The 18882-nt window shown below is 58.3% G+C and carries 18 protein-coding genes and 1 pseudogene; 15 read left to right on the forward strand and 4 right to left on the reverse strand.

Going from position 1 to position 18882, the window contains the following annotated elements:
• Positions 1 to 653: 653 nt before the first annotated feature.
• Entirely contained in the window at positions 654 to 1808 is a 1155-nt protein-coding gene (locus tag FJ145_15260) for a cobalamin-independent methionine synthase II family protein (GenBank protein ID MBM4262774.1), read from the reverse strand.
• Between the two features lie 99 nt (positions 1809 to 1907).
• Positions 1908 to 2576, reverse strand: coding sequence for a hypothetical protein (locus FJ145_15265; GenBank protein MBM4262775.1), 669 nt, complete (start codon positions 2574 to 2576; stop codon positions 1908 to 1910).
• 156 nt (positions 2577 to 2732) lie between these two features.
• Between FJ145_15265 and FJ145_15270 the strand changes: the two genes are divergently transcribed.
• From FJ145_15270 to FJ145_15330, 13 genes and pseudogenes are all read left to right on the forward strand, one after another.
• The gene (locus FJ145_15270) at positions 2733 to 3569 is read left to right on the forward strand and encodes an alpha/beta fold hydrolase (GenBank protein MBM4262776.1); all 837 of its coding nucleotides are present in this window, start codon (positions 2733 to 2735) and stop codon (positions 3567 to 3569) included.
• A 173-nt stretch (positions 3570 to 3742) separates the two neighbouring features.
• A complete protein-coding gene (locus FJ145_15275) occupies positions 3743 to 4579 on the forward strand; it encodes an alpha/beta hydrolase (protein MBM4262777.1) in 837 nt (278 codons plus the stop codon).
• Positions 4580 to 4612: 33 nt separating this feature from the next.
• Positions 4613 to 4938 (forward strand): annotated as a pseudogene (locus FJ145_15280) (DUF4256 domain-containing protein).
• 34 nt (positions 4939 to 4972) lie between these two features.
• A complete protein-coding gene (locus FJ145_15285) occupies positions 4973 to 5260 on the forward strand; it encodes an ester cyclase (protein ID MBM4262778.1) in 288 nt (95 codons plus the stop codon).
• 67 nt (positions 5261 to 5327) lie between these two features.
• Complete coding sequence (locus FJ145_15290; GenBank protein ID MBM4262779.1) at positions 5328 to 5630, forward strand: hypothetical protein; 303 nt, start codon at positions 5328 to 5330, stop codon at positions 5628 to 5630.
• A gap of 158 nt (positions 5631 to 5788) precedes the next feature.
• Entirely contained in the window at positions 5789 to 6619 is an 831-nt protein-coding gene (locus tag FJ145_15295) for an alpha/beta fold hydrolase (protein MBM4262780.1), read from the forward strand.
• A 155-nt stretch (positions 6620 to 6774) separates the two neighbouring features.
• Positions 6775 to 8604 carry a hydantoinase B/oxoprolinase family protein gene (locus tag FJ145_15300; GenBank protein MBM4262781.1) on the forward strand — a complete coding sequence of 610 codons (1830 nt, stop codon included), beginning with the start codon at positions 6775 to 6777 and terminating at the stop codon, positions 8602 to 8604.
• On the forward strand, positions 8601 to 8861 hold the full coding sequence (locus FJ145_15305) for a hypothetical protein (protein MBM4262782.1): 261 nt from the start codon (positions 8601 to 8603) through the stop codon (positions 8859 to 8861). The genes FJ145_15300 and FJ145_15305 overlap by 4 nt, the downstream gene beginning before the upstream one ends.
• The gene (locus FJ145_15310) at positions 8854 to 9408 is read left to right on the forward strand and encodes an isochorismatase family protein (protein ID MBM4262783.1); all 555 of its coding nucleotides are present in this window, start codon (positions 8854 to 8856) and stop codon (positions 9406 to 9408) included. Before FJ145_15305 ends, FJ145_15310 begins: the two co-directional genes overlap by 8 nt.
• Position 9409: 1 nt before the next feature.
• Positions 9410 to 10423 (forward strand): ABC transporter substrate-binding protein, encoded by a 1014-nt coding sequence (locus FJ145_15315; GenBank protein MBM4262784.1) that lies wholly within the window; start codon positions 9410 to 9412, stop codon positions 10421 to 10423.
• A gap of 40 nt (positions 10424 to 10463) precedes the next feature.
• Complete coding sequence (locus tag FJ145_15320; GenBank protein ID MBM4262785.1) at positions 10464 to 10745, forward strand: HNH endonuclease; 282 nt, start codon at positions 10464 to 10466, stop codon at positions 10743 to 10745.
• A 150-nt stretch (positions 10746 to 10895) separates the two neighbouring features.
• Positions 10896 to 11630 carry an HAD family hydrolase gene (locus FJ145_15325; GenBank protein MBM4262786.1) on the forward strand — a complete coding sequence of 245 codons (735 nt, stop codon included), beginning with the start codon at positions 10896 to 10898 and terminating at the stop codon, positions 11628 to 11630.
• A 156-nt stretch (positions 11631 to 11786) separates the two neighbouring features.
• Positions 11787 to 12590 carry a ComF family protein gene (locus FJ145_15330; GenBank protein MBM4262787.1) on the forward strand — a complete coding sequence of 268 codons (804 nt, stop codon included), beginning with the start codon at positions 11787 to 11789 and terminating at the stop codon, positions 12588 to 12590.
• 5 nt (positions 12591 to 12595) lie between these two features.
• On the opposite strand, the gene FJ145_15335 is transcribed toward FJ145_15330, so the two are convergent.
• Together FJ145_15335 and FJ145_15340 are read right to left on the reverse strand one after the other, a co-directional pair.
• A complete protein-coding gene (locus tag FJ145_15335; protein ID MBM4262788.1) occupies positions 12596 to 13336 on the reverse strand; it encodes a creatininase family protein in 741 nt (246 codons plus the stop codon).
• 112 nt (positions 13337 to 13448) lie between these two features.
• On the reverse strand, positions 13449 to 13847 hold the full coding sequence (locus tag FJ145_15340) for a gamma-glutamylcyclotransferase (GenBank protein MBM4262789.1): 399 nt from the start codon (positions 13845 to 13847) through the stop codon (positions 13449 to 13451).
• 186 nt (positions 13848 to 14033) lie between these two features.
• On the opposite strand from FJ145_15340, the gene FJ145_15345 reads away from it, so the two are divergent.
• Together FJ145_15345 and metH are read left to right on the forward strand one after the other, a co-directional pair.
• Positions 14034 to 15197 carry a metalloregulator ArsR/SmtB family transcription factor gene (locus FJ145_15345; protein ID MBM4262790.1) on the forward strand — a complete coding sequence of 388 codons (1164 nt, stop codon included), beginning with the start codon at positions 14034 to 14036 and terminating at the stop codon, positions 15195 to 15197.
• Positions 15184 to 18879 carry a methionine synthase gene (metH, locus tag FJ145_15350; protein MBM4262791.1) on the forward strand — a complete coding sequence of 1232 codons (3696 nt, stop codon included), beginning with the start codon at positions 15184 to 15186 and terminating at the stop codon, positions 18877 to 18879. Before FJ145_15345 ends, metH begins: the two co-directional genes overlap by 14 nt.
• Positions 18880 to 18882: the final 3 nt, after the last annotated feature.

Consider the following 18882-nt stretch of genomic DNA (forward strand, 5'->3'; position numbering starts at 1 on the left):
ATCGGCGAATTAAACCGAACGATTTGCGCTGATGCCTTCGCTCCTCCAGAGTTCCACTTCGATCGACACAGTGTCATCGGTTTTCCCGGTCGCATGAATAATTCGGGCTAGGCACTTGAGATATTCGTCTCGTCCCAAGTTAACCCCGGGCCATCCAGTATGAGTGCGAATCTATTGTAACGCCAAGATTCGCAACCCAACGGCGCGGTATCAAAGTCGCGTCGGCACCCTAATCGATCAGCATCGCGACGTCATTCACCGTCTTGTTGGTGTTGGAAACACGCAGGGCAACGTGGGCTACCGGAGCTGGCGGATTGAAGAGGTGAGAGTCATACGACGGCGCTAGGTTATTCCTTGATTACCTCTTTCACAAAATCCACTGCTTGTTGTGGACGGGCCAACCCGCGGGCTACTCACGAATGCAGTCGGTTTGAGATCAACGTCAGGTATGACGATGTAAACTTTCGTGCGATCTGGCAAACATATTGTGTCAGGCAGGCGGATGAGGCCGTTTTCGACGATTCCTTCTATAGTCGTTGCACCCATCGTTCACCCCGGCTTCCGAGACATGTGCGTTAGTCCAGCATGCACTTCGGCTAGCCGCCAAATCGCGCCTGTGACTGGATAAGTGCGGCAAGGTCAACCAAAGTATCTCATCGACGCCCCCACAGTTCCTTCGTCGCCAGCCTTGCTCCCTCGGCCATCGCTTCGAATTTAGCCCAGCAGATTTGCGCGCTGCCGACGCGCGGGCCCAGGCCGCAGTCGGTGCCGGCCATGACGTTTTCGCGGCCGACGATTTTGGCGTAGCGCACCAGGCGATCGGCGATGGCTTGCGGGTGCTCGACGATGTCAGTGGCATGACCGACCACGCCCAGCACCAGCACTTTGCCGGCGGGGAGTTTGACTTCTTCCCAGACGCGCCATTCGTGTTCGTGGCGCGGGTTGGCGGCTTCGATGGAGACCGTGTTGGCTTTGACTTTTAGAATCAAATCGATGATGTCGCGCAGTGGAATGTCGTATTTGTGCGGCCCGTGATAGCTGCCCCAGCAGGTGTGAAAGCGCACGCGGTCCGGCGGGATGTCGCGCAGGCCGTGGTTCAACGCGTCGACGCGCAGCTCGGCGTACTTGCGATACTCCGGCACGGTCATCTTCGACATGAACTGCCAGCCGTCGGGGAGATCGGGATCGTCGATCTGCAATAAAAACCCGGCATCGACGATGGCTTTGTATTCTTCGTGCATGGCATCGGCAATCGCCGTCAAATACTGCTCATCGCTCGCGTAGTAATCGTTTTTCATCCAGTGCTCGATGGTCCCCGGGGCGATCGCAGGGAGAAACGCTTCTTCGTATTTCTGCCCCTGCAATGCGGCTTTGAAGTCGGCGAGCTCGGCCTTGAGCGACTCATGGCCGACGTATTTCAACGGCGCGTTGCAGAAGACCCGTTTAACATTATCGCCGCGGTGATAGGTGCGCGCTTCGAAGTAATCGCTGAATTCGGTCAGATCGCGAGCGAAGATGGTTGAGGCGTGGTCGCTGGCTTTGACCTCCCGCTCTATGAACCCGCTTAGCCGGTCGCGCGCATAGCGGGAAAAGTTGGACTTCCCCTGCTCGCCATCGTTGATGATGTCGAGGCCGCAGGCGATCTGTTTTTTGACGATGTCGCTAACCGCCGTGCTGACCCGTTTGGCAAATGCATTGGCATCGAGGGCCTTGCCCGCGACCTGCGCATTGTGCAGGTCTTTTAAATCCGCCGGCTGCGGCAGCGCGCCGGCGTGGGTGGTTAATATTCTTTCGGAACTATATTTCATTGATTTCCCCCGACGATAAATAAATAGGACGGTACCTTTCTGAAAGGTGCTGTGCCGTTTTCCGAAACACGAAACTCTAAACCCGAAACACGAAACTCTTTAAGCATACGCGTCGTAGATGCCCTCGAACTTGGCGACTTTGAAGCGCACCATGTTGCGCGCCGCGACCCGAACGGCTTCCTTTTGCCGATCGGTGTTGGCGTTTTTCGCTATGGTCTCGGCGGCCATCGCCGTGTGTTCTTTGTCGACTTTGCCGTGCACCGCGAAAAACGTCCGCGCCCGGCTATCCATGCCGTAGTATTTCTCCAGCGCCGTGTCGAATTCCTCCGAATAGCGCTGCACCATGGTTTCGTTGACCAGCGCGCCGGCCCGGGTCTCCGCCTGTTCGCCGACGAACATGCCGCGAATAATCGCTCCGGTGTGAGCGACGCACTCGTAGATCATGATGCCGTTCTCAAAATCCGCTTCCGTCAAACCCATCGCTAGACCGAACCGCTTCATCAGTCCCGGGTGCGATTGCTCTTCGGTGAACAGCTCGACGAATTGATTGTACACCGCCTGGTTGCTGGCATTTTTCACCATGCAGTAGGCGAGCCCCTTGTTGATGACGTGATTGGATAAATAGTGCTGCAGCGCAAAACCGGTTATGCGCTTTTTCGACAATTTGCCGGCGCGCAGCTCGGTGAAGTAGCGCGTGTTCATGAGTTGTTCGACACCGGGATTGATAATCTCTTTCATGAGCGAATCGATGAAAGCTTGGTTTTCCATGGCGAACTCCTTCGAAAACTGATGGTTGCGCTATGAAGACTCGCAGAGCGGCAAAAAGGTGTCAAGCTTGGTTGTCAGGCCGAGGCAAATTTACGTTGACAGGCGGGTCAGACCCTCCCTATAGATAGTCAGCGCGCCAGATTGACGGAGGGATCCATGCCGAGAGTTAAGATCGATGACTTTGAGATCTACTACGAAAGTCAGGGCTCCGGTGAAGCCGTGCTCTTGGTTCCGCCCAACTGGTGGCCGTGCGCGACGTGGAACGTGCAAGTGGTGCCGACGCTGGCAATGAAATATTGCACGATCATTTATGATCAGCGCGGCACAGGCAACAGCGACAAACCGAAGGACGGCTACACCGTCGCCCAGTTCGCGCAGGACGGCATTCAATTATTGACGAAACTTGGTGTGGCGAAATGTCATCTGGTTGGCTTCGCCATCGGCGGGCAGGTCGTCCAGGCGATGGCGATCGCGCGGCCCGATCTGGTGGCGAGCTTGACGATTTCAACGACCGGTTCGGGCTCCCGCGGTCTCGACGGCAAGCCGCGCGACGTCGGGCCGGAGGCGCTGAACGAAATCGCCAAGATCGGGTTCGAAAAATATATTCTCGAACATATCGACAACGATCACATGGCGTACAATCCGGAGTATTATCACTCGCACCGCGAGCAGGCGGCGAGGTTGGCTAAAGCATTGTGGTCGGGACAGAGCACGGTGGAGCAATATCGCGTTCACGAGTTGGCGCGCTTGACTTGGGACACCTTGGCCGAGGCTCCAAAAGTGAAAGTGCCGACGCTGGTGCTGTGCGGCGCCGACGACGGCATCCAGCGCCGCGGCAGCACGCCAGAGGCGGCGGCGCGGGCGCTGGCGCCGCTGATTCGCGGCGCGGAGCTGGCGTTGATACCCGGCGTGCGCCACATGACCTTTTGGGATGGCACCGGCGCGCTGGCAAAGCTGCAAGAATTCTTCGCGCGCCATCCGATTTCGCAGTAAGAAGAAATTTAACCACAAGGTTCACGAAGGGTTCGTAGGGGCGACCGGCCGGTCGCCCTCACCTTCCGAACTTCGTGTGCTTCGTGGTGATATTGGAATTCTTGCCCGCAACAAGCTCTGCGGCCTTTGTGTCTTTGCGCGAGATACTTCTGAAACGAGCAATGAGGTGAACTATGCCAATAGCGAAGTTGGGCGATATCGAAGTGTACTACGAAGTCGCCGGCAGCGGTGAGCCGGTGTTGATGGTGCCGGCCTCTTGGTGGCCGTCGGATACCTGGAACGTGGGCGTGGTCGAATTTCTGTCCAAACGCTTCCAAACCATCATCCTCGACTGCCGCGGCTGCGGCCGGAGCAGCGCGCCGAAGGACGGCTACACGGTGCCGCAATTCTCTAGAGATTGCATCGCGCTGTTGGCTCATCTCGGCGTCAGCCGCTGCCACGCCGTCGGCTTCGCGCTGGGCGGGCAGATTTTGCAGGCGATGGCCATCGAGCGGCCCGATCTCGTCGCAACGCTGACCATCGCGGCCTCAGGAGCGGGAGCAAAAACCTTGGGCGGCGGGCAGCGAAGCTTAGACCCTGGAACCGAGCAACAGATCGCCGCCGCCGGCTTCGAGCGCTACATCCGCAATTACATCGAAAACGACACCATGGCGTTCAATCCGAAGTTTTACCGCGAGAACCCAAACACCGTCGCAGCATTAGCCAATGCCGTTTGGTCCGGCCAGAGCACGGTCGAAATCTTCCGCAAACACGAAGACGCGCGGCTGACGTGGGACACGCTCGGCAGCGCACCTAAAGTGAAAGTGCCGACGTTGATCATCTGCGGCGCCGACGACGACGTCGCCCGCCGCGGCAGCACGCCCGTGGGAACGGCCAAGCGGTTGGCGGAGGTGACACCTGGCGCGGAGTTGTTCTTGATTCCGAACACCAAACATATGACGTTTTGGGATGGGACCGGCGGAGTGAATGCGTTACAGGATTTTTTAGTGCGGCACGGCAAAACCAAGTGATGGATCGAGAAAACCAGAGAGCCGGGCCGCGGCTCTGCGGAGAGTCCTGCCGGTCGCAGAAATATTTGCTATGACCGTGAAGCCTTGGAATCCAGAAAGGAGCACAAGCCAGGCAGTTGAGCCACCGATATGGCCGCTGCCATGGGAATCGATCTCTTGACGGAAGAGCGGTATCGAGATTTGCAAAAACTGGGGGCTTTCGACACAAAAACCTCGAGCTGGGTTAAGACGCCTGCTGCGATTAGAAAGCTTGGTGGCGCACTGTTCTGTGACCGCCGCTATGACACTGTTTCGTGTACCATAACGCCGCACAGTCGTACTATGCGGCGAGGGATTTTCGTCGTGTGTTAAAAATTTAGCAGCCCAAGTCCTGGAGCAACAAAGAAGCCTCCCATGAAGCGATCGCTCGCAGCGAAAATCAGAGCCGCCAATTCAGCGCTCATCGCAAATGGAAACTTGGATGCGGAGACCGAGTTCTTCGCACCGGACTATGTCGCTCATCTCACAAACCAGGACATGACCGGCGGGCACGATGCGATCCGCAAAGTTCTCCGCATGTATCGGCGCGCGTTCCCGGATACCTTGGTTGATTATCGATCTCGCCGGGCGTCTCTTGCTGGCGAGGAAACGATGACTGATTGCGTGCCGCGAGAGCGACTGTTTTTCGCCGCCAAATTCTAAGCCTGGAGATTCTAGTTGTGAGGAAACTGAGTCAAGGTTCTCCCGCCATTCAGAGAGTTGCCGACTATTGGCGCTGCTGGTGATGGCCGCCCTGTTCATGTGCGCCGCCGCCGAGGCACAGACGAGGAAGGCCCGCGTCGCGCTGCGCATCGACGAAGCTACTGCGGCAAAGCTCTACGATTCGTCGCGTCCGATGCTGACAGCCGACGGCACGGTTAGCGGCGAGGTCGAACGGAAAATGACCGGCTTCGTCCTTAAAACAGCCGGGGCGAAAGAACCACCGCCGCCCTCTGAAAAGCTCTATGACTTCGCCCTTGTGAAGAAAGCGCATCTCGCGCTACAAGCTAGGGGCTGGCAGCCGGTGCCGTAGCAGGCTGAAAAACTCGTAAGATAAGAATGGTTCGACAGGCTCACCATGAACGGATTTTATTCGGCGATTTCAACCTCCGATCCGTTCGCCCTGAGCTTAGTCGAAGGGCTCCGATGAATTTTTAGCAGCCTGCTAGATTTACGCGAGGAAAACGACCTATGCCGAAAGCTAACCTAGGCGACATTGAAATGTACTACGAGGAGAAAGGTCGAGGCGAGCCCGTTCTTCTCTGCCCTCCCTCCTGGTGGCCGAGCGATACGTGGAACGTCGCCGTCGTGCCGTTTCTTGCAAAAAAATATCGCACCGTGATTTTTGATTGCCGCGGCACCGGCCACAGCAGCAAGCCGGATCATGGCTACACGATCGACCAATTCGCCAAGGACGGCGCAGGGCTGTTAGCGCATCTGAAGATCAACCGCTGCCACGCGGTTGGGTTCGCGCTTGGCGGACAGATCGCCCAGTCGCTGGCGATTCAGCGGCCCGATCTGGTGGCGACGCTGACGATTGCCGCCGCGGGTGCCGGTGCCACGGCCACCGACGGCGGGCCGCGGGTTGTTCGCAGCACCGATGAAGAAGAGATTCGCGAGCATGGCTTTGAGAAATTCATTCGCGGCCACATCGAAAATACCCACATGGCGTTCAACGAAAAATTTTACAACGCGCATCCCGAAGCGGTGAAAGCGCTGTCCGATGCTTTGTGGCGACGACAGACCAGCCCGGAGCAGCACCGCTACCACTTTGACGCGCGGCGGACTTGGGATACTTTGGGCAACGCGCCGAAGGTGAAAGTGCCGACGTTGATTCTTTGTGGTGCCGGCGATGACGTGAATCGCGGCGGCAGCACGCCGGTGGGCACAGCGCGAAAATTAGGCGAGCTGGTTCCTGGTGCAGAACTGAACCTGGTGCCTAACGTGAAGCACATGACTTTTTGGGATGGCGAAGGGGCTTTGCATGCGCTGCGGGGTTTTCTCGGGCGTCACCCTATTTGATCTTAGCGACCGCGGTAAATCGCGCGGAGAGAATATGATGCTGAAGTCCTACGCTTCGAAAGTCCCCTCACCCTAGCTCTCCCAAAGGGCGAGGGAACCGGATTGCTTCGGCGTCCACTAAAGTTTTAGGATTGGTATCTGCACGGAGTAAGACCATGGAAGCCAAACCGCTGATCACCAGCGTTGACCCGATTACTTTCGAAATCCTTTCACATCGCCTCTATCAGATCGCCAAGGAGATGGGCACGGCGCTGGAGCGTGTCGGCGGCACGGTCAATACGACGCAGATGCACGACTACATGGCTTCGCTCTATCTCGCCAACGGCGACGTCTTATCTGCCGGCGATTCCATGGGCTGGCATGTGGCCTGCGCCGGCTTTGCAGTGAAACGCATCATCGAGCGCTTCAGTGACAAGATTTATCCCGACGATATTTTTCTGCTCAACGATCCTTACCTCGCGGCGATTCATCAGTCGGATGTTTACTTAATTTCGCCGATTCACTTCCACGGTCGGCTGATCGGTTGGAGCGCGACGTTCGTCCACGTCATGGACATTGGCGCGCTGTCGCCTGGCGGCAATTCGCCGGACGCCACGGAGATTTGCCATGAGGGCATTCGTATTCCCGGGATCAAGCTGGTCGAGCGCGGCGAGCTGAGAAAAGATTTATTCGACGCGTTTATCAACATGACGCGCCAGCCGGTGATGGTCGGTCTCGATCTGAAATGCGAGATCGCCGCTAACAACGTTGCCAAGTCGCGCATGCAGACGCTCTACGAGCAGTTCGGACCTGAGCTGGTTACCGCCGTGTCGCAAGAGATGCTGAATTATTCCGAGGCGGTCGTGCGCCGGCGCATCGCTGAGATTCCCGACGGTAGCTGGAGCGACAGCGGCAGCATCAACGCCGGTGAAACTTGGAACGTGCATGTGAAATTGACCAAAAAAGGCGACGGTTTGTTGTTCGACTTTACCGGCAGCAGCGCCCAGGCGAAAAAGGGAATCAATCTGCCGTACCATGCCACCTTCGGCGCGTGCTACGAATCGATGCTCTGCACGCTAGCCTACGATTTGCCGAAGAATCACGGCGCCCTCAGACCGATAGAAGTGATCGCGCCAACGGGCACGGTGGTCAATCCGACGCCGCCGGCGCCGGTATCGTTGAATACCACTTCCGGCGGCGCCACGGTGAAGTTCGTCGCCAATTCAGCGATGATGCAGATGCTCGCCACCAGCGACAAATGGTCCGGCGAGGTGATGGCGCTTAACGCCGGCCATCGCCTAGCGCGCCACGCCGGCGTCAATCAGCATGGCAAGTACTACGTCTCGACACTGTCCGAGGGCGCCCTCGACGGCACCGGCGCGCGCTCCTACAAAGACGGCGACGACACCGGGCGCGGCTTGAGCTGTCATAATATCGAATGGCTCGAAGCCAACTTTCCGCTACTCTATCTATTTCGCCGCAATACCATGGGCGGTGCTGGCGCGGGAAAATTCCGCGGCGGCACCGGCGGCGAATCGGCCCTGACTGTGCACGATGCGCCGCAGGGCAAAGTCAAAGGCGTCGCGCTGGGTGTCGCCGGCGTGCGCAACTCAGGCCAAGGCATGTTCGGTGGCTACCCCGGCGCGCCGAGTCTGCTCATGCTCACCGAAGGCGCGCGCGTTGAAGAGACCATTACAGCGCAGCAAGCGCCGGATCGTTTGGAAGAGCTCCGCGGCACCAGCAAACTTTTACCCTACTGCGAGTTCGACATCGCGAAAAATTCCATCCTCTACATGCGCATGTCGAGCGGCGGCGGCTACGGCGACCCGCTCGATCGCGAGCCGGAGCGGGTCTTGAGGGACGTCGAGAACGGTCTGGTGTCGCGCCAGGAAGCGCGCGAGGTTTACGGCGTGGTTATTGACGGCATGGAGCCGGTCTTGAACTTGGCGTCCACCGAGGGCACGCGCTCTGAATTCAAAAAGAAAAGATTGCAGGAACAGCCATGAACCATCCGCTGCGAGAAAACATGGATATTGCGACCGTCGATGGCGCCGATTGGATACGCTGCACGCGCTGCCAACATCGCTACTGCCGAGCGGATCAAGACTGGCGCCAATTCGCCAAGGTCCGGCTTTTGCCGCCGACCCAGGCCGGTCAATTGATGTCGGTGTTGAGCGGCGACTATTTGCTGCGCCAGCACTACTGCCCGTCGTGCGCCGTGTTGTTGGATACCGACTTTGTCGAGGAAAAGAAAAATGGCTGACGAACAACCGAATCGGCCCGTGCCGGAGACGCTCGAGCTAGATCATCGCACGACCGCCATCGCCGTGTTGGATTTGAGCGTGCGCTGCGAAGACCCCAAAGAAGTTTGCTCGAAGCTGATGCAGCCGCTCGGTGAATTTCTCGAACGGGCGCGCAAAGCGGCGGTGCCGATTATTTACACGATTTCCGCCATGGCACTGGGGACGCCTCAGGGCGATGTGGCCGGGCCTTTGAAACGGCGCGAGAGCGAGCCGATTCTTTACCCCGACGCCTTCGACAAATTCATGGGCGGTGAGTTGAAGAAGGAGCTCGACAAGTGGAAGTGCCGCTCACTGGTGATCGTCGGCTCAGCGACTAATTTTGCCGTATTGTACACGGCGACGACGGCGGCGCGGATTTTCAAATATGATGTCGTGATTCCGTTGGACGGCGTGAATGCCAAGCGAAATTACGAGCAAGCATATGCGATTCACCAGATGACGATCTTGCCGGCGTCGGCGCATAAGCAGTTTAGGTTTACCAAGTTGGCGATGGTGGAGTTTGAGTGAGATGCGAATGGGGACAACCCTCACCCCAACCCTCTCTCAGAGGGAGAGGAAGCCGGATCGTTTTACCGTGCGGTTTCTCGTGCTGTTGATCTTTCTCGCTTGCGGTTTCTTGGTGCTCGCCAACTCACTCCACGCCCAACCCTTGACCAAGCTCCGCGTCGCCAACATCGGCGGCACATCCGACCACATCCAAATCGCCATCAACGCGGGCATCTACAAGAAGCACGGCTTCGACGTTGAGAACATTCAGGTCGGCAGCTCGGCGACCGTCGTGCAATCCTTGATTGCCGGTGAGGTTTCGTTCGCCCATGTCGGAGCAGTGCCGGTGGTCTCCGCCGTCGCCAACGGCATCGATCTCAAGATCATCGCCGTGTTCATGAACCGGTTCAACTATGTGATGGTGACTTTGCCGGAGTTGCAGAAGCCGCAGGATCTGAAAGGCAAGACCCTCGCCATCAGCCGCTTCGGGTCGGGCGATGAGTTCGCCACGCGGGAGGCGCTGCGCCGTTGGGGACTCGATCCCGATAAAGACGTGCGCATGCTCCAGGTCGGTCTCACCATGGCGCGCATGGCGGCGCTGCAAGGCAAGCACGTGCAAGCGAGCCTGCTGTCACCGCCGCAGGTCGTCGAAGTGCAGCGCCTGGGCCTGAACGTGCTCGCCGATCTCACCGATCTCGACGTCGAGTACGCCCATTACACCTTGGCGACCCGCGGCGCGCTGATCGCGGAGAATCGCCCCTTGGTCGAGCGCTTCATGCGCGCCTACGTCGAAGGCATTCGCTTTCACCGCAGCCACCCCGAAGCGGTGATCCCCTACCTGCGCAAATTCTCGCGCCAAAGCGACGCCGAGTTGAAAGTCACCTACGAGAACCTGCGCAAGCGCATTCGCGAAGAACCTGTGCCAACTCCCGGCGGTTTGCAGACAATCATTCGCAGCCTGGCGAGCCAGAAAGAAAAAGAGCTCGATCCGCGCCGAGTGATCGACACGAGCTTCTTTGCTGGAGCGGCACGGTGACAAGCGGAGCGATGGAGTGCCGGAGTAAAGGAGTGATGGGTTGAAGCCGGAGCCTTTTCTCGTTGCAGTCTCCGAGCAGGAGACTCGCCGCGAGCGCCAGAAGGCGCGCGAGCTGCGCCAGAGCCAGTGGTGGAAGCGCAAGCGTGCCGCCGGCATCTGCCATCATTGCGGCGGTAAGTTCGTGCCCAGCGAGTTGACCATGGATCACCTGGTGCCGATCATCCGAGGCGGCAAGTCGACCAAGGGCAACCTGGTGCCGAGCTGCAAGGCGTGCAACTCGGCACGCAAGCACAGGCTGCCGTTTGAGTCTAGCGAAAGCTAGACTCAAACGGCAGCGATTCCAGATTCCACATTCCAAATTACAGATTGATGACGCCGTGCATTAATCTGGAATCTGTAATCTAGAACTTAGAATCCCAATTGCATCGTAGATGCACATTGGACTAGTATCGATATCAAGGAGGATGTCGCTATGGCAGTACCCACATTTTTAGTTCGGACCATGTCCGATACCGTCGAGACCGACATCCAACGGGTGTTTACCATCGCCAACGAAATGCTGCCGCGCTATGAGATGCCGCCGCTTTCGTGGGTCCAATTCAAAAAGATTGCTGACGGTCCTTTCGATCTGTTCTTGATTCCATTGATCTTTGCCCGCGAGTACCAGCAGGACCACAATTTGCCTTTCAATGAAGCTAAGCGCGTCGAGATTCGCCGCCATGCGTTGGAGATCGCGCGCAAGCATGGCTACGACGTCAATCCGCCGGACTTTATTCCAGGCATCGAGCAATCTTTGAAAGAGACCCAAACCGCCGGGCTGAAAAATATTCTCATGACCACCGGCGGGCGACGCTACAAGCACGACGCGATGCAGAAAGTCGGCATCGGCGGTTATTTTGACGAGATCGTCGACCGCGAGGAAACCTATTACGCCAAGGAGCAGGGCCTCTATCACATCTATCGCAAGCACAAGCTGCCGGTGCTGCGCATTGTCTTGCTCACCGGCACGGCGACTTATGTGCGTGCTGGCAACAATGTTAGCGGCTGCAAGGTCGGTGACGCCGATTTGGAAGTCGTCACCGTGGCGTTGTCGACCGAGCACTCGTATAACGACGAGGAAACCTTGCTTGCCGCCAAGCCGACACTGTTGATTCACAAATATGACGAATTGCTGCCGCGTATGGCTGAGCGCGGCTGGCTATCCTAGACAGTAGGGAGAAACTGGTGAGAATGCTTCGACAAGCTCAGGAAGAACGGATTTCCTGCAACGATTTTTAACTTCGATCCGTTCGCCCTGAGCTTAGTCGAAGGGTTCCGATGAGTTTTTCAGCACTCTCATCGAAAAGTTCGCGACGAGCTTTCCATGGACGGGAGCGCTCTAGTGCCAAGAGATTTCCCGACCATGGAAAGAGCCGCGCAAAACAGATTCACCGATCGTTTCAATGGACTGGTGGATTGGCTCTACCCGCCGCGCTGCCGCGCCTGCGCCGGGCGGATCTTCGGCCGCGATGCGCAGTATTTTTGCGCTGCTTGTTGGAAGGCGATCCGGCTCGTCGATCACCCGTTTTGCAGCCTCTGTGGCCGGCCGTTTCCAGACGGTAGTGGCGACGACCATCTGTGCGCCGCATGCATCGCGCGCCGGCCGCACTTCGTGCAAGCGCGCGCCTGGGCCTGTTATCCGCGCGAAGAAGACTCCGAGCAGCCGCTGCGCCGCGTGGTGCAGCAGTTTAAGTACGGCCGCAAAGTCGCGCTTGGCAAGCCGCTGGGGCGGCTGATGGCCGAGGGCTGCGGCGAATTCTTGAGCGTCTGGTCGGTGGATGTCGTTGTCCCGGTGCCGCTTCATCCGCAGCGTTTGCGTTGGCGCGGTTTCAACCAATCGGTGCTGCTCGGGCGCCAAATCAGCCTGCACTACAACGTGCCGCTCGACGCGTTCGCATTGCAGCGGGTCGCGGCCACGCCGCCGCAAACCCAACTGACGGAAGCAGAGCGACGCCGCAACGTGCGCGGCGCCTTCGAATTGGCGCCGGAACACGCGCTAGAAGACAAGACCGTGCTGCTCGTCGATGATGTATACACTTCCGGCGCGACGGTAAACGAATGCAGCCGCGCGCTGCTCAAGGGCGGCGCCAAAGAGGTTTTTGTTCTGACCTTAGCGCACGCGGTCTGAAGACTTCAATGATGCCCTTGCTGCAGCGCGCGCACGGCCTTTTCCAAGGCGTCGAGGGCGCCGTCGTAGAGCTTCTTGCCGATCTCGACCGTGGAAGCGGAGGGCATGCCGATGACTCCCGGTTCTGAGTGATCTTTCATATTCTGGTAGCGCTTGATGCCGCTGGTCGGTCCGGGCGGCTCGATGCCGAGGGCGCCTGGGGGAATCGCCTTTTGGTCGACGAGCTGCGGCGCAAGATAAAGCATCAGGGAGGTTTCCAGCTCGCCCGAGTGGCCCATGCCGTTCGATTTCGTCGCTTTGAGCGACTTCACCAAGTCGGGAACCAAGTCCCAATAGGCCAACGTATTCACCGTCAGACCGAACTCAACGAATAGTTCTTGCCCGAGCACTTCGAGACTCGAGCGATTGCCGCCGTGGCCGTTGAGCAGCATCATGCGGCGAAAGCCGTGATGGTGCAGAGACGCGCAGATGTCGTGCAGCAAGTCGATGAATACTTTGGCGCGCAGCGTGATCGAGCCGGGATAGTCCATGTGATGGGCGGACACGCCGGCCCACAATGGCGGCAGCAGAAGAACTTCCGGTAGACGTTTTTCCAAATCCTCGGCGATGCGCGAAGAGGCGAGAATGTCCACCGAGAAGGGCAGATGCGGTCCATGCTGTTCCATGGACCCGACGGGAATCACGCAGATGATTTTCTCGCGGTCGAGTTTCTTGACATCGGGCCAATGTAGTTCCGCAAGTTTCATAACGCCTCCAGCATGATCATTTCAGTTTGAGCTATCACGCCGGAGAGATGGGCGTCAATCTTCGCTATGCTTTTGCCGCAGAGATGTGGTGTAGCGAGGTGCGGCGAGTTAACTAGACTCTGGCCAGCGATTGGCAGTACTCGATGTAATCGCCGGAGGGGATCCGCACCCGGCCAAAGGTCGCCCGTGTGTAGAGATAGGCCCAGCAGCGGATCTGATCTTCATGATCGACGCGGACGGAGACTTCCTCGCGGGTGAAGCGGCGGCCTTCGTACTCGTCAAGGTGTCCTATGACGTGGGCGGCTTCGTCAATACGGTAAATGTCGCCGATCACGCGATCTTTGGGCGATCTTGAATGCACCGCTCCCGGGTAGCGCCCTAAATCGTAAAGCTTCCCCTGAAAGTAGCCGGTGCCGAGATACGTGGCGTGGCGCACGAGCAGGTTCTGCATCGGGTGGTTCATGCCCCTGCGCAATTGGCCGTAGACGAATATGTAAGTCCAATTCTTCATTCTCACCGTTCCCCTTGCAGCGCTGGCGCAACGCAATGGCAAATAAACCGCCCGTCCGCATGGGGTTATGTAAAGGGAGATTACATTTCTCAGGCATGCAATTACAAGAAAAGAGCCTGCGATTATTCAACGGAAATCCAAAATTTCCGATGACTTGGGCTCTCTTGTGTCCCATCGTGGCACAGCATGTCAGGTTACCGGCAAAGTTTATGCGCCGTCGCGCACTGCCGGCGCCTAGAACCCCGGCGCAACGGAAAGATGGCCTTCGTCCGGCGCCACATCGAAAGTCATAGGGGCGTTGTCACCATCACAATATTTCAATATAATGATATGAGGGTAACGGCGATGGAGCTTGTCCGTGTCATAAAAGCATTGGCCGATCCGTTGCGATTGCGCATGCTGGCGGCAGTGGCCGAAGAAGAATTGAGCGTCGGCGAGGTGCAGCAGATCGTCGTCTCGGCGCAATCGGCGGTGTCGCGCAATCTAGCGATTTTGCGCGACGCCGGATTCGTGCGCGACCGCAAGGAAGGCACCAACGTTTATTTTTCTTTGCGCGGCGATATGACCGCACCGGCCCAGGAACTCTTCCAGTCGCTGCGCAGCCGCTTCGCCGAGATTCCGGAAATAAAGAAAGATCGCCTGCGCTTGGTCGAATGCCGGCGCCGCCGCCTGCATCGCTCGCAAAATTATTTCGAGTCGGTGGCGGGCGATTGGGAGCGCATCCGCAAGACCTATTTCGATGACCGGGTCGCATCGCTAGCGATTGAGAAGCTGCTGCCGCGAAGTCTAACCTTGGCTGACATTGGCTGCGGCACGGGAAGTTTGACATTCGAGCTGGCGCGTTTTGCAGAACGGGTCATTGGTGTCGATCTTTCTAAAGAAATGCTGCGCCATGCGCGGACGCTGGCCAAGGAGCGTCAATTAACCAACGTCGAGTTTCGCCACGGCGACGCGGCCAAGCTGCCGCTGGCCGACGACGGCGTCGATGCTGCCTTTAGCGTGATGGTGCTCCATTTTCTGCCCAGCCCGCAACGGGCGGTGGCCGAACTGTGCCGCATCGCGCGGCCGGACGGTTCGGTGATTCTGGTGGGTTTGGTGCAGCACAACCAGGAATGGATGCGGGAGCAGATGGCGCATCGCTGGCTCGGTTTTGACCGGGCATCGATCGAAAAATGGCTTTTGGCCGGCGGCGCAAAGTCATTCGACTACGAGCTGACCGGCTCTTTTGCCGGAGAGAAATTGGCGCGCAACGGGAACCGCCCGGTGGAGATCTTTGTCGCCCGGGCCGATATCGGCGTGTCGCCCAATCAGCCGATGATGATAGGAAAGGCAACTGATGGCGGATACTGAAAAGCAACTGCGCAAATTGTTATCCGAGCGAATCGTCTTCCTGGACGGTGCCATGGGGACGATGATCCAGTCGCACAAGCTCAGCGAAAAAGATTTTCGCGGCGCGCGCTTTGCCAAGCACGGCAAAGATTTAAAGGGCTGCAACGATCTCTTGTGCATCACCCAGAGCGCATTGATCAGCGCGATTCATGAGCAATACCTCGACGCCGGCGCCGATATTGTCGAGACCAATACGTTTAACGCGACGTCGATTTCAATGGCGGATTACGGGCTGGAAGCGCAGGTCTACGAGATGAACGTTGCCGGCGCCCAGGCCGCAAAAGCAGCAGCCCAGCGGGTGATGGCCAAACAGTCGGACCGCGGTTGCTTCGTCGCCGGCGCCATGGGGCCGACGAATCGCACCTGTTCGATCTCCACCGACGTGCATAGCGCGTCGAGCCGAGCGGTGACATTCGAAGAATTGGTCGACGCTTACCACGAGCAGGCGCGCGGCCTGATCGACGGCGGTGCCGATATTCTCTTGGTCGAAACGATCTTCGACACGCTAAACTCTAAGGCAGCGTTCTTCGCCATCGAGAAACTTTTTGACGAGCGCGGCGTCACCCTGCCGCTGATGGCGTCGGTGACCTTCATTCAAGCGGGCAGCAATCGCGGCGTCACGGGGCAGACGGTGGAAGGGTTTTGGAATTCGATTTCCCATGTGCCGCTGTTGAGCGTTGGTATGAACTGCGCGTTGGGCCCTAAAGAGATGCGCCCGTTGATCGAAGAGCTGGCGCAGATTGCGCCGATTTATGTCAGCAGCCATCCCAACGCGGGGTTGCCCGATCCGCTTCTACCCACTGGTTTTCCCGAGACGCCGGAGTCGCTGGCGCCGCAGCTGCGTGAGTGGGTGGACAACGGCTGGCTCAATATCATCGGCGGCTGTTGCGGCACCACGCCGGCGCATATCAAAGCGATCGCCGAGGCGGTGCGTGGCGCCAAGCCGCGGCTGGTGCCCGAGGTCGAACCGTATTTGCGCCTAAGCGGCCTTGAAGGCGTTACCGTGCGGCCCGAGTCGAACTTCGTCAACATCGGCGAGCGCACCAACGTCACCGGCTCGCCGGTTTTTGCCAAGATGATTTTGAACGGCGATTTCGAAAAAGCCGTCAGCGTGGCGCGCCAACAGGTCGATGGCGGCGCGCAGATCATCGACGTCAACATGGATGAAGGCATGCTCGATTCTAAGGGCGCGATGGAAAAGTTTCTCCGGCTGATCGCCGGTGAATCGGACATTGCGCGGGTGCCGGTGATGATCGACAGTTCCAAGTGGGAGGTCATCGAAGCGGGATTGCGCTGCATTCAGGGCAAAGGCGTGGTCAACTCGATCAGCTTGAAAGAGGGCGAAGAGAAATTCATCGCCCAGGCCAAGCTGATCCGGCGCTACGGCGCGGCGGTGATCGTCATGGCCTTCGATGAGCGCGGCCAGGCCGACACCTATGAGCGCAAGATCGAAGTATGCGCGCGGTCGTACAAGATTCTCACGGAGAAAGTCGGCTTCCCGCCGCAGGATATAATTTTCGACCCGAACATTCTCACCGTCGGCACCGGCATCGAAGAGCACAACAGCTATGCGGTCAACTTCATCGAGGCGACGCGCTGGATCAAAGAAAACCTGCCGCGCGCCAAAGTGAGCGGCGGCGTCAGCAATATTTCCTTTTCGTTTCGCGGCAACAACCCGGTGCGCGAGGCGATGCATTCGGCGTTTCTCTATCACGCGATCAAAGCGGGCATGGACATGGGCATCGTCAATCCCGGCATGCTGACGGTCTACGAAGAGGTGCCGGAGGAGTTGTTGGAGTTGGTCGAAGATGTCTTGCTCAACCGGCGCGCCGATGCCACCGAACGCCTAGTCGCTTTCGCTGACACGGTGAAGAAAACCGATAAGACGGCGGTCAAAGATGAAGGCTGGCGCAGCGAGCCGGTGGAGGAGCGTTTGGCGCACGCATTGGTCAAAGGCCTCACTGACCACATCGACACCGACGTCGAAGAGGCGCGGCAGAAGTATGGCAAACCGCTCGCGGTGATCGAAGGGCCGCTGATGGACGGCATGAATATCGTCGGCGACCTGTTCGGCTCAGGTAAAATGTTCTTGCCGCAAGTCGTCAAGAGCGCCCGGGTGATGAAGCAGGCGGTGGCCTATTTGACGCCGTTTCTCGAAGCGGAAAAACAAAAGGCTCAAGATACCACCCAGCGCACCAAGCTGGTGTTTGCCACCGTGAAAGGCGACGTGCACGACATTGGCAAGAACATCGTCGGTGTGGTGTTGAGCTGCAACAATTACGACGTCGTCGATCTCGGCGTGATGGTGCCGGCGGACAAGATTCTCGACACGGCGGTGGCCGAGAAGGCCGACATGATCGGCTTGAGTGGGCTGATTACGCCGTCGCTCGACGAAATGGTGCATGTCGCTAGCGAGATGAAGCGGCGCGGCTTGAAAATTCCGCTCTTGATTGGCGGCGCGACCACCAGCAAACGGCACACGGCGGTGAAGATCGCGCCGGCCTACGATTGCGAGACAATTCACGTGGTCGACGCTTCGCGTGCCGTGCCGGTGGTCGGCGCATTGACCAAACCGGAGGCGCGCAAAGCGCTCGACGCACAAAATCGCAAGGAACAAGACGAGATCCGTGCACAGTTTGAAAATCGTGCCGGCACCCAGCTAATGACTTACGAGGAAGCGCTGCGCCATCGTTTGCATACCGAGTGGGACGATCACCATATCGCGGTGCCGGAGTTCACCGGCACGCGGATATTAAGAGACTTTCCGCTGAGTGAGCTAGTGCCGTTCATCGACTGGTCGCCGTTTTTTCACACCTGGGAAATCCGCGGCCGCTATCCCGATTTGCTTAACGATCCGGCGCGCGGCCCGGCGGCGCGCGAGCTGTTCGCCAACGCGCAAGAACTTTTGAAAAAGATCGTCGATGAGAAGCTTTTTAGCGCGCGGGCGGTTTATGGTTTTTTCCCAGCCAACAGCGAGGGCGACGATATTATCATTTACAGCGATGCGACCCGGACCAAAGAGCTGACGCGCTTTCATACCCTGCGCCAGCAGAAGGAAAGTCAAAACGGCAAGCCGCAATTGGCGCTGGCTGATTTCATCGCGCCGCGCTCGAGCGGCCATGTCGATTACTTAGGTGCCTTCGCCGTCACCACCGGGCACGGCACTCAAGAGTTGGCCGACAAGTTCGACAGGCAGAATGACCAATATAATTCGATCATGGCCAAAGCATTGGCGGACCGGCTTGCCGAAGCCTTCGCCGAGTGTTTGCACAAACGGGTGCGTGGCGAGTGGGGGTACGGCAAGCACGAGCACTTGAGCAATGACGATCTGATCCAGGAAAAGTACCGCGGCATTCGGCCGGCGCCAGGTTATCCGTCGCAGCCCGATCACACCGAGAAGCCGCTCCTCTTTAAACTGCTCGATGCGACCGAGGCCACTGGTATTACTTTGACCGAGAGCTTCGCCATGTGGCCGGCGGCTTCGGTGTGCGGGCTTTACTTTGCTCACTCGGGCGCTCACTATTTTGCGGTGAGCTCGGTCGGCAAGGACCAGGCGGAGTCTTACGCCGCGCGCAAGGGGATGGCGCTGGCGGAGGTGGAGCGCTGGCTCGGGCCGGTGTTGGGGTACGAGCCCGGGAAGTGATCG

The sequence above is a fragment of the Deltaproteobacteria bacterium genome, assembly GCA_016874755.1.
Classification (GTDB): domain Bacteria; phylum Desulfobacterota; class Binatia; order UBA9968; family UBA9968; genus DP-20.

Coding starts and splice junctions, on each gene's coding strand:
- FJ145_15260 (MBM4262774.1), bottom strand. CDS start 1,808: ATGAAATATAGTTCCGAAAGAATATTAACCACCCACGCCGGCGCGCTG.
- FJ145_15265 (MBM4262775.1), bottom strand. CDS start 2,576: ATGGAAAACCAAGCTTTCATCGATTCGCTCATGAAAGAGATTATCAAT.
- FJ145_15270 (MBM4262776.1), top strand. CDS start 2,733: ATGCCGAGAGTTAAGATCGATGACTTTGAGATCTACTACGAAAGTCAG.
- FJ145_15275 (MBM4262777.1), top strand. CDS start 3,743: ATGCCAATAGCGAAGTTGGGCGATATCGAAGTGTACTACGAAGTCGCC.
- FJ145_15285 (MBM4262778.1), top strand. CDS start 4,973: ATGAAGCGATCGCTCGCAGCGAAAATCAGAGCCGCCAATTCAGCGCTC.
- FJ145_15295 (MBM4262780.1), top strand. CDS start 5,789: ATGCCGAAAGCTAACCTAGGCGACATTGAAATGTACTACGAGGAGAAA.
- FJ145_15300 (MBM4262781.1), top strand. CDS start 6,775: ATGGAAGCCAAACCGCTGATCACCAGCGTTGACCCGATTACTTTCGAA.
- FJ145_15305 (MBM4262782.1), top strand. CDS start 8,601: ATGAACCATCCGCTGCGAGAAAACATGGATATTGCGACCGTCGATGGC.
- FJ145_15310 (MBM4262783.1), top strand. CDS start 8,854: ATGGCTGACGAACAACCGAATCGGCCCGTGCCGGAGACGCTCGAGCTA.
- FJ145_15315 (MBM4262784.1), top strand. CDS start 9,410: ATGCGAATGGGGACAACCCTCACCCCAACCCTCTCTCAGAGGGAGAGG.
- FJ145_15325 (MBM4262786.1), top strand. CDS start 10,896: ATGGCAGTACCCACATTTTTAGTTCGGACCATGTCCGATACCGTCGAG.
- FJ145_15330 (MBM4262787.1), top strand. CDS start 11,787: ATGGACGGGAGCGCTCTAGTGCCAAGAGATTTCCCGACCATGGAAAGA.
- FJ145_15335 (MBM4262788.1), bottom strand. CDS start 13,336: ATGAAACTTGCGGAACTACATTGGCCCGATGTCAAGAAACTCGACCGC.
- FJ145_15340 (MBM4262789.1), bottom strand. CDS start 13,847: ATGAAGAATTGGACTTACATATTCGTCTACGGCCAATTGCGCAGGGGC.
- FJ145_15345 (MBM4262790.1), top strand. CDS start 14,034: ATGTCAGGTTACCGGCAAAGTTTATGCGCCGTCGCGCACTGCCGGCGC.
- metH (MBM4262791.1), top strand. CDS start 15,184: ATGGCGGATACTGAAAAGCAACTGCGCAAATTGTTATCCGAGCGAATC.